Source organism: Cryptocyanus atlanticus LEGE 06306, from assembly GCF_056633155.1.
On sequence record NZ_JBSJOZ010000001.1, the window covers coordinates 178,353 to 191,428 of the forward strand.

General features: G+C 70.0%; 14 protein-coding genes. 7 read left to right on the forward strand and 7 right to left on the reverse strand.

The window, feature by feature from the left end:
• Positions 1-13 precede the first annotated feature (13 nt).
• The 5 genes from ACWJI7_RS00945 to ACWJI7_RS00965 are packed head-to-tail and all read right to left on the reverse strand — an operon-like array spanning position 14 to position 4,333.
• A complete protein-coding gene (locus tag ACWJI7_RS00945; protein WP_479934541.1) occupies positions 14-517 on the reverse strand; it encodes a Fur family transcriptional regulator in 504 nt (167 codons plus the stop codon).
• A 52-nt stretch (positions 518-569) separates the two neighbouring features.
• The gene (locus ACWJI7_RS00950; protein ID WP_479934543.1) at positions 570-1,658 is read right to left on the reverse strand and encodes a lysylphosphatidylglycerol synthase domain-containing protein; all 1,089 of its coding nucleotides are present in this window, start codon (positions 1,656-1,658) and stop codon (positions 570-572) included.
• Positions 1,658-2,899, reverse strand: coding sequence for a nickel pincer cofactor biosynthesis protein LarC (larC, locus tag ACWJI7_RS00955; protein WP_479934544.1), 1,242 nt, complete (start codon positions 2,897-2,899; stop codon positions 1,658-1,660). Before larC ends, ACWJI7_RS00950 begins: the two co-directional genes overlap by 1 nt.
• A 5-nt stretch (positions 2,900-2,904) precedes the next feature.
• On the reverse strand, positions 2,905-3,570 hold the full coding sequence (locus ACWJI7_RS00960) for a hypothetical protein (RefSeq protein ID WP_479934545.1): 666 nt from the start codon (positions 3,568-3,570) through the stop codon (positions 2,905-2,907).
• A 1-nt stretch (position 3,571) separates the two neighbouring features.
• Positions 3,572-4,333 (reverse strand): hypothetical protein, encoded by a 762-nt coding sequence (locus ACWJI7_RS00965; protein ID WP_479934547.1) that lies wholly within the window; start codon positions 4,331-4,333, stop codon positions 3,572-3,574.
• A gap of 98 nt (positions 4,334-4,431) precedes the next feature.
• Between ACWJI7_RS00965 and ACWJI7_RS00970 the strand changes: the two genes are divergently transcribed.
• Positions 4,432-5,292 carry a tetratricopeptide repeat protein gene (locus ACWJI7_RS00970; RefSeq protein WP_479934548.1) on the forward strand — a complete coding sequence of 287 codons (861 nt, stop codon included), beginning with the start codon at positions 4,432-4,434 and terminating at the stop codon, positions 5,290-5,292.
• Here the strand turns inward: ACWJI7_RS00970 and ACWJI7_RS00975 are convergent.
• The gene (locus ACWJI7_RS00975) at positions 5,240-5,542 is read right to left on the reverse strand and encodes a hypothetical protein (RefSeq protein WP_479934549.1); all 303 of its coding nucleotides are present in this window, start codon (positions 5,540-5,542) and stop codon (positions 5,240-5,242) included. The two genes, ACWJI7_RS00970 and ACWJI7_RS00975, sit on opposite strands and share 53 nt — an antisense overlap.
• Before the next feature lie 71 nt (positions 5,543-5,613).
• On the opposite strand from ACWJI7_RS00975, the gene xth reads away from it, so the two are divergent.
• From xth to grrM, 5 genes are all read left to right on the forward strand, one after another.
• On the forward strand, positions 5,614-6,453 hold the full coding sequence (gene xth, locus ACWJI7_RS00980; protein ID WP_479934550.1) for an exodeoxyribonuclease III: 840 nt from the start codon (positions 5,614-5,616) through the stop codon (positions 6,451-6,453).
• Positions 6,454-6,487: 34 nt separating this feature from the next.
• Complete coding sequence (locus ACWJI7_RS00985; RefSeq protein ID WP_479934552.1) at positions 6,488-6,952, forward strand: hypothetical protein; 465 nt, start codon at positions 6,488-6,490, stop codon at positions 6,950-6,952.
• A gap of 333 nt (positions 6,953-7,285) precedes the next feature.
• The gene (grrP, locus tag ACWJI7_RS00990) at positions 7,286-8,182 is read left to right on the forward strand and encodes an extracellular substrate binding-like orphan protein GrrP (RefSeq protein ID WP_479934554.1); all 897 of its coding nucleotides are present in this window, start codon (positions 7,286-7,288) and stop codon (positions 8,180-8,182) included.
• Positions 8,183-8,193: 11 nt separating this feature from the next.
• Positions 8,194-8,652: a GrrA/OscA1 family cyclophane-containing rSAM-modified RiPP gene (gene grrA, locus ACWJI7_RS00995; RefSeq protein WP_479934556.1), complete on the forward strand. Its 459-nt coding sequence runs from the start codon at positions 8,194-8,196 to the stop codon at positions 8,650-8,652.
• Positions 8,649-9,857, forward strand: coding sequence for a cyclophane-forming radical SAM/SPASM peptide maturase GrrM/OscB (gene grrM / locus ACWJI7_RS01000; RefSeq protein WP_479934558.1), 1,209 nt, complete (start codon positions 8,649-8,651; stop codon positions 9,855-9,857). The genes grrA and grrM overlap by 4 nt, the downstream gene beginning before the upstream one ends.
• Before the next feature lie 18 nt (positions 9,858-9,875).
• Here grrM and ACWJI7_RS01005 read toward each other — a convergent pair whose 3' ends face one another.
• Positions 9,876-11,441, reverse strand: a complete 1,566-nt coding sequence (locus ACWJI7_RS01005; protein ID WP_479934559.1) for an FAD-linked oxidase C-terminal domain-containing protein — start codon at positions 11,439-11,441, stop codon at positions 9,876-9,878.
• Positions 11,442-11,752: 311 nt separating this feature from the next.
• Between ACWJI7_RS01005 and hemL the strand changes: the two genes are divergently transcribed.
• Complete coding sequence (gene hemL, locus ACWJI7_RS01010; protein WP_479934561.1) at positions 11,753-13,069, forward strand: glutamate-1-semialdehyde 2,1-aminomutase; 1,317 nt, start codon at positions 11,753-11,755, stop codon at positions 13,067-13,069.
• Positions 13,070-13,076 lie beyond the last annotated feature (7 nt).

Genomic DNA, 13,076 nt, shown 5'->3' on the forward strand with positions numbered 1-13,076 from the left:
CCCGGCGGACCGATCAGACGGGTTCGCCGGCCGCGCAACGGGGACACAGAGCCCGCACGTTGAGCACGCACTCCAGCAGCCGGAAACCCTGGGCACCGGCCGCCTCCTGACCGGCCGCAAGCACCACGGCGCTCTCGAATTCCTCCGTGCGTCCGCAGCCGACACAGACCAGGTGGTGGTGATCCCGATGGGCGTCGCTGGCCAGTTCGAAGCGCCGCCCCCCCTCGGGCAGCTCCAGTTCCCGCAGCCACTCCATCGAACTGAGCAGCCGGAGGGTGCGGTAGACGGTGGCGAGCGACACCCGCTCCTCGGACCGCAGCAGCCGCTGATGCACGTCCTCGGCGCTGAGATGGGTGCCTTCCCCGATGCGCTTGAACAGCTCCAGCACCCGCTGACGCTGGGGCGTCAGGCGCTGCCCGCGGCCATGCAGGCTGTGGCGCAGATCGGCCGCCGGCACGGGCAGGGAGGGGGAGGAAGGGGCCAACGGAGTCGGAACCGATGGACAGGATCTCCCCATCCTAGGCGGAGCTTCTCAATACAAAGAACAGTTGCGAACGGGACTGCCCATCTCAGGGCGATCGGACCGGAGCGGCCGCAGCGGTGATCGGCTGCAGCCGCCCATCCAGCCGGGCCGTGAGGGCGGCGATCAGATCGGCCAGGCTCACCACGATCCGGTAACTCAGTGCAACCGCCAGCAGGGGGGCCTCGGCCACCTGGGTGCCCAGCCGGAGCAGCAGCACCGCTTCGAAGACCCCGAGGCCGCCGGGGGCCCCGGGCACCACCAGCCCGACGGTCCAGGCCAGGGCGAAGCCCGCCAGCCAGGTGGGCCAGCCCAGGGACAGCTGCTGGTCGAAGGCCAGCACACAGCAGGCGAACCCGGCGAAGCGGACCAGCACGAAGACCAGCTGAGCCAGCATGGGCAGCAGCGGATAGCCCGGCAGGGTGAAGGGAGATCCCCCGGCCGTGGCCTCCGGATCCTCCTGCAGCCCCATCCGCCGGACCCGTTGCCGCTCGAGGCGGCGCAGCAGGGGCTGGAACCAGCGGGGCACCGGCAGCAGCAGGGACAGGGGACCCAGCAGCGCAAGGCCGTTCTGCCAGCCTCCGGCCGGCACCAGGCCCAGGGCGGCGCAGGCCGCCAGCAGAGGGTCGAGCAGCGTGGCCGCCAGGGCCAGCTCGAGCGGCAGTGGTGCGGCCAGGGGGCCCGGATCGGAGCGGCCGACGGCATCGGAGCCGGAGGGAGGATCACCCCGTCGCAACAGCCGGACCCGGGCGGCGAGGTGCCAGATCCCTCCGGGGAGGTACTTAAGCAGATTGGTGTGCAGGTAGACCCGCACAGCCGCTCCCCAGCGCGGCCTCTGCCCCAGCCAGCGCAGGCCGGCGGCCCAGGCCACACCGTTGATCGCCAGGCTGAGCAGGCTTACACCCACTCCGATCAGGAGCCAGAGCCAGCCCTGGGAATCGAGGCGCTGGGCCAGCAGTTGCTGGGCATTGCCCCGCAGCGCCGCCAGCAGAAAGCCGAGACTGAGCAGGGTCACCCAGAGGCGAGCCCCGCCGGGCGGGCGGGGGAGTCGCCTCCCCTGAAGCCAGGTGGCGAGGCGTCGGAGGCCGGCCAGCGGGGGGGCGAGCAGGCGGGAGAGGAGGCGGGGAGGGCTCGGCATCAGCTCCCGTCGGAAGGGGCCGCCGCATTGTGCTCCGCCAGGGCCAGACGCACCGCCTGCCGGAGCTCCTCCAGGCCCAGGCCGTGGCGCTGGGCCAGGGCCGCCAGATCCTCATGTTCCGGCTTGAAGCGGCACTGGCCATCGGGTCGAACGGCCCCCTTGACCCGCACCGGGCCCAGGGCGGTGGGCAGGGTAAAACTGCGGCGCGGCAGGACCCAGCGCTGCTGGTGCTGCTCCCGCACCCCCAGACTCGTGCCCCAGCGCCACCAGACCCCCCGCAGCTCCTCCGCCAGCTCCGGGCTAGCGATCACGGTGATCAGCAGGCCGGAGCGGCCCTTCTTCATCTGCACGGGCGTGGTGAAGACATCGTGAGCCCCGGCCCGGCGCAGCTCCTCCACCAGAACGGCGAGATCCTCGGCGCTGGCGTCGTCGATCTGGGCCTGCTGCTGCAGCACTGTTTCCAGGATCGGCGTCTTCGCCGGCGACGTCCCGGAGAGCGGGGCCGCCGCCGGCGCCGATCCCAGCCACAGGCGCAGCAGGTTGGGGCGATCGAGCGGCCGATGGCCGAGGCCGATCCCCACTCGGGTGGGGACCAGGCTGGGGGCGGGGCCGAAGCGATCCGCCCAGCAGGCCAGCAGGGCCATGCCCGTGGGCGTGGTGAGCTCCGCCGCGGGGAACCCCTCGCTGCTGGCCAGGGGAATCCCCCGGCGCCGGGCCAGCTCCAGCACCGCCGGGGCCGGCAGAGGCAGCCGGCCATGGGCGCTGCGCACCGTGCCATGGCCCGCCGGGGGTGGTGCGCACTCCAGCCGGTCCACCGCGAAATGGAGCAGGCCAGCGCAGCACCCCACCACATCCACCAGGGCATCCACCGCCCCCACCTCGTGGAAGTGGACCTGCTCGGGTGGATGGCCGTGAACGGCCCCCTCGGCCTCCGCCAGCAGGGTGAAGACCTCCAGGACCCGCTCCCGCAGGGGCGGGGCGAGGGCACTGCCGGCCAGGGTGCCGCGCAACTCCCGCCAGAGGCGATGGGAGGTCTGGGGCTCCTCGGGCACCACGCTCAGTCGGCAGCCGCGCAGCCCTCCGCTGCGGCCCTGCTCGAGGCGCAGCTCCACCGCCCTGCCCAGGCCCAGCCTGGCCAGGGGCTCCAGCACCGCCGCCCGGGGCAGACCGAGGTCGAACAGGGCGGCCAGAAGCATGTCGCCGGCCACGCCGGTGGGGCAATCCAGGAAGGCCAGCACCACGCGGATCAGGCCATCGGACGCAGCAGCCGGGGCGCGGCCTGCACCAGAGCTTCGGCGCGGATCTCCAGGGCCTGGCGCTCGCGGCGGAGCACCTGGTCCACCTCCCGCCTTGCCCGCCGCTGCTCGCGCTGGGCCGTGGCGACATCGAAGCCGGAGAGACCCCAGAGGCGACCCAGCAGGGCCCGGTCGTCGGCGCCTCCCCGGGAGCGGCCATAGAGCAGCACTTCAGCCACCATGCCCGCCTGGAGCACGCGGCTCCAGCGGCGCAGGTCCTCGGCCGGCAGTTTGGCGTGGGCCGGCGGCTCGAATTCGGTGCTGCCACTCGCCGCCAGGCCCGCCCGCAGGCAGGCGAGGCTGCCCACCAGCACCCGCTTCACCTCCAGGGTCTCCCGATCGGCGATCAGGGCGTGGCCGGCTTCATGGATGGCGATCCGGCGCAGGCGACCGTCTCCGCCCGGGAGGGTTTCGGCGATCAGATGGCCGCCGCGACCGCCGAAGCGGGCCGCATCCAGCGTGAGGGCGGCCAGGAGTCCACCGGCCGCCAGGGTGATCGCCCAGGGGGACAGACCGAGCAGGGGTCCCAGCACCGCCAGGAGCGTGACCCCACCCACCGCCAGACCGGCGGAGCGGGCGATCGAGGAGCCGTCTCCCGCCTCGGAGGGGACTGCCATCTCAGCGCGACGGGGGGCTGGCCACGGTGCGGTGCCCCCCCGGGGCGGGCCCCCGCCGACCTCCCCCGCCGGAGGCGGTCCGTCCCCCTCCCCGCTCGCCCCGGCCCTTGCCACCGCGATTGCCCCGCTGGGCCACCGGAGCGATCACCTCGTAGCGCTCGAGCTGCAGGGCTTGCCCCTGGCGGCGCAGATCCAGCGAGACGAAATGGCGGAGATGCTCCAGGGGGACCTCACCCCGGAGCTGGAGCTTGAACGGCTGGGGGCGGCTGCCGTCGGGGCGGGGCAGCTGGCGCACCTTGACCACCAGATCGCCGCTCTCGGGCCTGGTGTAGATCAGCTCCCCCCGCACGGAAAAGTAGTCATCGCCTTCGGGAAGGCTGTCGTCGTCAGGACAGCTGTCCTGGGCGGCAGGGGTTGCAGCAGGGGCCGACGGCTCGTCCGGGGACGGGCCGTCGGCCTCGGAGGAGGGAGCGGAGGTCAGGGTGCTGGGTTCCCACACCCCCACCAGCTGCAGGTGCAGGCTGCCCGCCTCCCGGCAGCGGGGGTAGGCCACCCACAGATGGGGCCGCTCGAGGTCCAGATGGCGCCGCACCAGGCTCAGCACCCGACCCAGCAGGACGGCCTCAATCGAGCTGCCCTCCTCGGTTCGGATCTCCCCGCGGGTGAACTGCTCGGGATCGGAGGGCACGTAGCGACCACGGACCACGCCGATGGCCCGGTACTGCAGCGGTTCCGTAACCGGGGAAATGGGATGGTGACGCATTGTCGGTGGGGGCGACCTCGGCGCGGGCGACCGGAGGCCCGTTCCGCAATCTAGCGAGGGCCCCAGGGGCCAGACTGGGTCGGCCCCTGTCCCGCCCCATGGCACCGCGCAGCTCCAGCGGCTCGGCCCAACCCCGCTGGAGCGCTCTCCGGCTGGCCCTGGCGGCGATGGTTCTGGCAGGGGCCTCCCTGCTGGGCGGCTGGTGGCTGGGCCAGCGCAGCGCCGAAGCCGATGGTTCGGCGCGCTCCAGGCAGGACCTTCAGAACCAGGCCGCTCTGCTCAGCCAGGAGCTGAGCCGGGGCAACGCCACACCGGGTCAGCAACAGCGGTTGCTGCAGCTGCTGCTGGCCCTGGATCGGAAGGAGGACGCCACCGCGCTGCTGGAGCGGATGGCCGATCAGCAACCGGAACGCTGGAGCCTGCGCCTGATGCTGGCCGAGCTGCGCCGGGACCGTCAGGATCCCGTCGGCGCGGAGCGGGAGGTGCGGCAATTGCTCAACCTCAAACCCGACCGCATCGAGGCGCTCCAGCTCCTGGCGCTCCTCCAGTTCGAACAGGGGCGCGGCCCCGAGGCGGAGAGCCGACTCACCGAGATCTACCGCAAGGCCAGCCGGGAGCAACGCCGAGTCGAGGCCCTGAGCTACGCCCTTCTGCTGGCGGATCTGCAGCAACGCCTCGGCCGGACGGCGGAGGCCGACGCCCTCTACCGCCGGCTGGCCGCTGACAACCCCAACGACCCCAGACCCGTGCTGGCCAGGGCCCTGCTGAAGCAGCAACTGGGCCAGACGCAACAGGCGCTCGATCTGCTCGACCAGGCCAGGCGTCAACGGCCCGATCAACGGGACCCCCGCCTGGACGCGGTGGCGACGGCCTGGGGACTGGCCCCCCTGCGCCGCCCCCAGATGCCTAAGGCCCCTGGACCGCCGAGCCCGGGGTCGACTGCACCTCCAGGTCCCTGAGGGCCTGATCGATGGCGTCACCCGGGGTGGTGGCGTCATTCAAGGCGCTGTTGCGGCGCAGCTTGTTCATCAGTTCGATCGGGTTGCCCGACTCCAGGATGCCCGCCCCTCCGCTGCGTCCGGTGGGGTCGTTGTCATAGATCAGCTGCTCCTGGGGCGACTGCCCGAACGGGCTCTGGGCCCGGGCCGGGACCATGCCTCCCGGCAGGGCGAGCAGAGTGAGGGCGACGAAGGCCAGGGACCGGGCCATGGCGATGCTGAATCACGACTGGTGCTGAACTGGATGCTAAGGGTCTTGAACCTCTGAGATCGGGTTCCGGCATGCGGATCGCGACCTGGAACGTGAATTCGATCCGGACCCGGCTCAATCTGGTGACCACCTGGCTGGCCCGGGAGCTCCCCGAGGTGCTCTGCCTTCAGGAGACCAAGGTGGAGGACGGCAGCTTCCCGCTGGACGCCTTCCAGGCCCTTGGCTATGGGGCCGCAATCAGCGGCCAGAAGGCCTACAACGGCGTGGCCATTCTCAGCCGGCTCCCCCTCGATGACGTGCGCATCGGCTTCGACGCACTGCTGAGCGATGGGGACGCCACCGCCCTGAGCGAACAGAGGCGGGTGATCAGTGCCCGGATCGAAGGGGTTCGGGTGCTGAATCTCTACGTGCCCAATGGGTCCGACCTGCGTTCGGACAAATACAGCTACAAGCTCGCCTGGCTGGAGGTCCTGGGTCGCTACCTGGACGTGCTGCAGGAGGAGGGGGAGCCGCTCTGCCTGGTGGGTGACTTCAACATCGCCAGGGAGGACCGCGACATCCACGATCCCGAACGGCTCTCCGGAGGCATCATGGCCAGCGGCCCCGAACGGGCGGCCCTGGGGGCGGCGCTTGATGGGCGTCTCGTTGACGTCTTTCGTCTGTTTGAACCGGGCAGCGGCCACTGGAGCTGGTGGGACTACCGCACCGGCGCCTGGGACCGGGACCGCGGCTGGCGCATTGACCACATCTACCTCTCCGACGAACTGCTGGCCTGTGCCACGGGCTGCGTGATCCACAAGCAGGAGCGCGGCAACGCCAAGCCCAGCGACCACGCACCCGTGGTGGTCTCGCTGCACTGGGAGGAGGAGGATCCCGAAGACCCCGGTGCCAACGCCCAGGGCACTCCCTAAGCTGCGCCCTCCTCTGACTGATCCGGAGACCGTTGTGAACCGAGCCGCCACCGCCGTCCTGATCTCCGCGACCCTGGCAGCTCTTCCCGGCCCAGCCGGGGCGGCCCCCCGTTGCACCTTTCTCCAGCCGATCGGCGGAACCGGCAGTCCGATCGTGGTCAAGCAGGTGGGGCGCGGCAAGCTGCTGGGGAACACCAACTGGAACACCGATTTCATCGTCAACCAGCCCTACAGCAGCTACAAGTTCTTCTTCACGGCCAATTCCTCCGACCCCTCGGCCCAGTACCCCGTCGAGGGATTCATGAAGTTCACCGATGGATCCTCCCTGCAGGTGATCAACGAAACCATGAGTCCGCCGATCGGCACCGGGCGCATGTTCGGTCCGTTTCCCGCCGTTGCGGGCAAGCAGGCCGGCCAGATGAATTTCAAGGTGGGAGCCAGCAATGATCCCGGGGCCCTGGGCTTCAGCTATCGCATTTCCGTGCAGGGTTGCCTCTAGCTTCAGGCTGAAGGCTGAAGACGGGCGGCTTCCTCTCCACGAGCCCGTGGACGGGCTTGACCTGTCCGCTGACCACCGGCCCGGCCCGGGCCAACGCGCGCCAACGGGTGACGAATTCGCTTCCGTTGCACCGACACCCCCTCCAGCCCCCACACCTGCGGTCACACTCAAGGGAGTGTCATCCCGCTCCACGACGTGGCTCCATCCACTCAGCCACCCGGCAGCCGGGTGAGGACCTCCGCCTCCGGAGGGCCTGAGCCCCGGCCCCAGCCAGGAGCAACCCGCGGGAAAGGGCCCCGGCGCCGTCAAGCCCGTCGTCCAGGCACCCTCCAGGTGCTGGTGGCCGCCCTGACCCTGGCGCTGGCCGCGCCGCTGCAGGCGCGGGCGGAAACGGTGGTGGAGAGGGCCGCCCGGACCGGGGTGATCACGATGGGGGGTCGCACCGATCTGATCCCCTACGTCTTTCAGAACGAGCGGAAGGAGTTGGTGGGCTACGCCATCGACGTGGCGCGCCTGATCGAGGCCGAGCTCTCCACCTATCTCAACCGACCGGTGCGGGTCGTGTTTGAACCGGTGACCGACGCTGACAGCCTGTTCCGCCAGGTGAGCCGCGGTGACCTGGATCTGGCCTGCGGAGCCCAGTTCACCTGGGAGCGGGAGATGTTCGTCGACTTCTCCGTTCCCTTCAGCCTCTCCGGCATCCGGGTGCTCACCCGCTCGGGGGGACCGGAGGGGAGCGCCGACGGACTCAAGGGCCGGCGGATCGCCGCAGTGCCGGGGTCGTTGGGGGAGAGCGCGATCCGCCAGCTCCGGCCCGGGGCGGAGGTGCGGGCCGTCAGCAGCCTTGAGGATGGCTTCGAGCGGCTGCGCTCGGGCCGGGTGGACGGGGTAGCCGGAGATTCGATCCTGCTGGCCGGGGAGGCCCAGCGTGCCGGGGGTCAGGGGTTCGAGCTGGTTCCCCCTGAACCCCTGGCACGCTACGCGGTGGGATGCATCCTGCCCGAGAACAACTCCACCTTCCGTAATCTGGTGAATCTGGCGATCGCCAGGTTGATCCAGGGCTATGTGGTGGGCGATCCAGACGCCACCTCCACCGTCAACCGCTGGCTGGGACCCGAGGGGATCCTGCAGCTTCCTCCTGAGCTGATCCGCTCCTATTTCCAGACGGTGCTGCTGAGCCACGAGCCGATCCGCCTTCCCGCCACCACCCCAGCCCCCCCATCCAGGTAGGAGACCAACCGATGCACATCACCTCCCGCTCCGGCCTGCTGGGCTTCCTGTTCTCGCTCTCCGCCCTGGCCCTTCCGGCCACCGCGGCGGAGGGCACCGGCCCTGGCCCCGAGGCTGAGCCGGCCTCGATCGACGGCCGGCTCAGCCGGATCGCGGCGGCGCTCCGCGCCCGCCGGGCGGAACTCTCGGGCACCGAGCCCCTGGATCCGGAGCTGCTGGTCGCCTTCGGCTTCGCCGACGGTGGTCGCGGCGGCAGCTGGGGCAACACCCGCTTCGGTGGTGGGGCCGTCGGCCCCGGGGGCGGCACCTTCGGCAATGCCCATCCTTATTACGGCGGCGGCAACCGAGGTTTCGTCAATGGTGGAGGCGGCTTCGTCAACGCCGCCTACGGCGGCGGCTTCGTCAATGCGCCCTACCGGGGTGGATTCGTCAACGCGACGAACCCCGGCGGCGCCTTCCGCAACTGGTGACAGCCCCGGTGACGGCCTCCCCGAATCCGCTCCCGTCCGGTCCCCCTGCGGCCGCCGGAGCCAGCGGAGGCTTCGGCCCGATCGGCATGGTCGTGATCCAGCCCACCCCCTTCTGCAATCTCGACTGCGACTACTGCTATCTGCCCGATCGGAGCAACCGCGGGCAGCTCTCGCTGGACCTGGTGGAGCCGATCCTGGAAGCGGTGCTCACCAGCCCCTTCGTGGGCCCCGATCTCACCGTGCTCTGGCACGCCGGTGAACCGCTGGCGGTGCCACCCTCCTTCTACGACGAGGCCACCCGCCGCCTGGCCCTGGCGGTGGAGCGCCACAGCCGGGCTCCGATCCGGATCCAGCAGAACATCCAGACCAATGCCACCGTGATCGATCAACGCTGGTGCGACTGCTTCACCCGCAACGGGATCACGGTGGGCGTGAGCCTTGATGGACCGGCGTTCCTCCATGACGCCCATCGCCGCACCCGCACGGGCCTGGGCACCCACGCCGCCACGATGCGTGGGATCGGCCATCTGCAACGCCACGGAATTCCCTTCCGGGTGATCTCGGTGCTCACCGCCGACTCCCTCGACCACCCGGATGCCATCGTGGCGTTCTTCCTGGAGCACGGCATCACTGATGTCGGCTTCAACATGGAGGAAACCGAAGGGGTCCATCGGCACTCCAGCCTTGCTCGCGCAGGCGCTGAACAGCGCTACAGGGCCTTCCTGCAACGCGTCTGGGAGCTGACCCTCCAGAGCGCGGGGGAGTTCCGGCTTCGGGAGTTCGAAGCCACCTGCAGCCTGGCCGTGACCGATGGGCGGCTGGATCGCACCGACATGAACCATCCCTTCGTGATTCTCAATGTGGATCACCGGGGCAACTTCTCCACATTCGATCCAGAACTCCTGGGCGTAACCAGTGAGATCTACGGAGATTTCGTGTTGGGTAACATCCTCACCGACAGTCTCGAATCGGTGTGCGGCAGTGAGCGCTTTCAGCGCCTGCACGCCGACATGCGCGCCGGTGTGGACCAGTGCCGGCAGAGTTGTGCGTATTTCGGGCTCTGCGGTGGCGGCGCCGGCAGCAACAAATTCTGGGAGCAGGGCAGCTTCAACTGCAGCGAAACCCAGGCCTGCCGCTACCGCATCAAGATGGTGGCCGATGTGGTGCTGGCGGGCCTGGAGTCCAGCCTCGGCCTGACCCCGTGACCGGGAGTCACCCCCGGTTCAGAACACCTCAACGGTCTCCGGCAACGGCTGGATCTCCGATCCCCCCTGGCCCCCCGGCATCGCCAGATCCGGGTTTGACCCCGGAGCGTCCGCGTCGGGCGATGCCACGGTGACCCGCAGGGTGCGTCCACGCCGGGCCGATTCACCACAACTGCGGGGCGTGGGGAAGAGCTTGCCGGGGTTGGCACGGCCCTCGGGGTCGAAGGCCCGACGCACCAGTTGCATCGTGGCCAGATCCTCCGGCTCGAACATCCAGTCCATGTAGCAGCGCTTGTCGGCTCCGACACCATGTTCACCGGTGATGCTGCCCCCCGCATCGATGCAGAGCCGCAGGATGTCGGCCCCCAGTGCCTGCACCCGCTCGTGCACATCCGCTTCCGTGGCGTTGTAGAGGATCAGCGGGTGAAGATTGCCGTCTCCGGCATGGAACACGTTGGCCACCGGCAGGGCGTAGCGGCGGCTGAGCCCTTCGATCGCCGCCAGCACCCGGGGCAGGGCCGTGCGGGGCACCACGCCGTCCTGGACGTAGTAGGTGGGTGTGATGCGGCCGACGGCGGCAAACGCCGACTTGCGACCCTTCCAAAGCTGGGCCCGATCGGCCTCGCTCTCGGCCCGTCGAATGGAGCGGGCCCCCGCCTGGCGGCAGAGGGCCGTGGCCCGCTCGGCGGCGGCGTCCACCTCCTCATGGCGCCCGTCGAGCTCAATCAGCAGCACCGCCGCCGCATCGCGGGGATATTCATCGAGGCCGAAGAGATCATCGACCGCATTGATGGTGAAGTTATCCATGATCTCCATGCCGGCCGGCAGCACGCCGGCGGCCGTCACCGTGCGCACCGCCTCTCCAGCCGCCTCCATGGAGGCGAAATCGGCCAGCAGCACCTGCACGGTCTGGGGCTGTCGCAGCAACCGCAGGGTGATGGCCGTGGCGATGCCCAGGGTGCCTTCGCTGCCGATGAACACCCCGCGCAGATCCAGCGCCGGCATCTCCGGCAGCGCCCCGCCCAGCGTGGTGATGCTGCCGTCGGGCAACACCACCTCCAGCTCCAGCACATGGTTGCTGGTGACGCCGTACTTGAGGCAATGCACCCCACCGGCGTTCTCGGCCACGTTCCCGCCGATGCTGCAGACCACCTGACTGGAGGGATCCGGGGCGTAATAGAAGCCTTCGCCGGCCACGGCACGGGTGACCCAGCTGTTGATCACCCCGGGCTGCACGGTGATTCGCTGGTTGTCGAGATCGAGGCGGAGCACCGAGCGCATGCGGCTGGTGACCACCAGCAGCGACTCCTGCTCCGCCACCGCGCCCCCCGAGAGGCCGGTGCCACTGCCCCGGGCCACGAAGGGCAGGCCGAACTCATGACAGAGCCGCAGCACGGCGGCGACCTGCTCGGTGGTTTCCGGGAGTACCACCAGCGGGGGCTGATGGCGGTGCAGGGTCAACCCATCGCTGTCGTAGGTGAGCAGTTCCTGCCGGCGGGCCACCACGGCTCGCTCCGGCAGCAGCCGGCGGAGACGCCGCTCGATCCGCTTCCAGGGCAAGGTCCGGGCAGGCAGATCAGCCAAGCGATGGGTTCCAGCCGAGATGACCATAGCGATCCCCGTCTGGCTCGACCGGATCGGGCGGCGTGCGGGCGACAGGGCGTTGCGAAACCTTGCACATCGCCCGGCGGCGACCAACGGGCGCGTTCTGGGTCAGGATGGGTCACGATTCAGACGTGTCGGGCGCCGCACGGCCGTCCAGACCGGCCCAGGTCCAGACCGGCCTCTCCACTGCCGGCCCGCTCAGCACCGGCCGTTCCAACCCTGAACTCCTCGAGGCCGCCGTCAGCGGCAGCCCCATCCCCAGCCTCCTTCCATTGTCCGCGGATCACGTCTTGACTACGGCCCCCGTTTCGGCACCCGCCCTGAACACATCCCGCTCCCAGGATCTCTTCAGTGCCGCCCTGAAACTGATGCCCGGAGGGGTCAGCTCCCCGGTGCGCGCCTTCCGTTCGGTCGGCGGACAACCGATCGTCTTCGATCGGGTCAAGGGGGCTTACGCCTGGGATGTGGATGGCAACCGCTACATCGATTACATCGGCAGCTGGGGGCCGGCCATCTGCGGCCATGCCCACCCCGACGTGATCGCCGCCCTGCATGAGGCCCTCGACAGGGGCACCAGTTTCGGGGCGCCCTGCGCCCTGGAGAACACGCTGGCGGAGCTGGTGATCGACGCCGTCCCGAGTGTGGAGATGGTGCGCTTCGTCAACTCCGGCACCGAGGCCTGCATGTCGGTGCTGCGGTTGATGCGGGCCTTCACCGGGCGCGACAAGCTGATCAAGTTCGAGGGCTGCTACCACGGCCACGCCGACATGTTCCTGGTCAAAGCGGGCTCCGGTGTCGCCACCCTGGGCCTGCCCGATTCCCCCGGCGTGCCGCGCAGCACCACCACCAACACGCTCACTGCCCCGTACAACGACCTGGAGGCCGTCAAGCAGCTGTTCGCCGACAACCCCGGCGAGATCGCCGGCGTGATTCTGGAGCCGGTGGTGGGCAACGCCGGATTCATCACCCCGGAGCCCGGCTTCCTTGAGGGTCTGCGGGAGCTGACCACCGAGCACGGCGCCCTGCTCACCTTCGATGAGGTGATGACCGGCTTCCGCATCAGCTACGGGGGCGCCCAGGCGAAATTCGGCATCACCCCGGATCTCACCACCCTCGGCAAGGTGATCGGCGGCGGGCTGCCGGTGGGTGCCTACGGTGGCCGCAGCGACATCATGGAGCTGGTGGCACCGGCCGGCCCCATGTATCAGGCGGGCACCCTCAGCGGCAATCCCCTGGCGATGACCGCCGGCATCAAGACCCTGGAGCTGCTGAAACAACCCGGCAGCTATGAGCGACTCGAGGCGATCACCGCCCGGCTGTCCGAGGGCATCCAGGCAGCGGCCCGCGAGGCGGGTCTGCCGATCACCGGCGGCCACATCAGCGCCATGTTCGGGTTCTTCCTCTGCGAGGGCCCCGTCCACAACTTCGAGCAAGCCAAGGCCACCGACAGCAAGCGCTTCGGTCTTCTGCACCGGGCCCTGCTGGAGCGGGGCGTCTATCTGGCCCCCAGTGCGTTCGAGGCCGGCTTCACCTCCCTGGCCCACAGTGATGCCGACATCGAAGCCACCCTCACCGCCTTCCGGGAGTGTTTCGCGGCCCTGGCCTGAGCACGCC

Excerpts from the sequence above, each read along its gene's own strand:
- ACWJI7_RS00960 (WP_479934545.1), bottom strand. The coding sequence starts at position 3,570 with ATGGCAGTCCCCTCCGAGGCGGGAGACGGCTCCTCGATCGCCCGCTCC.
- ACWJI7_RS00950 (WP_479934543.1), bottom strand. The coding sequence starts at position 1,658 with ATGCCGAGCCCTCCCCGCCTCCTCTCCCGCCTGCTCGCCCCCCCGCTG.
- ACWJI7_RS00945 (WP_479934541.1), bottom strand. The coding sequence starts at position 517 with ATGGGGAGATCCTGTCCATCGGTTCCGACTCCGTTGGCCCCTTCCTCC.
- ACWJI7_RS00965 (WP_479934547.1), bottom strand. The coding sequence starts at position 4,333 with ATGCGTCACCATCCCATTTCCCCGGTTACGGAACCGCTGCAGTACCGG.
- xth (WP_479934550.1), top strand. The coding sequence starts at position 5,614 with ATGCGGATCGCGACCTGGAACGTGAATTCGATCCGGACCCGGCTCAAT.
- ACWJI7_RS00970 (WP_479934548.1), top strand. The coding sequence starts at position 4,432 with ATGGCACCGCGCAGCTCCAGCGGCTCGGCCCAACCCCGCTGGAGCGCT.
- ACWJI7_RS00975 (WP_479934549.1), bottom strand. The coding sequence starts at position 5,542 with ATGGCCCGGTCCCTGGCCTTCGTCGCCCTCACTCTGCTCGCCCTGCCG.
- grrA (WP_479934556.1), top strand. The coding sequence starts at position 8,194 with ATGCACATCACCTCCCGCTCCGGCCTGCTGGGCTTCCTGTTCTCGCTC.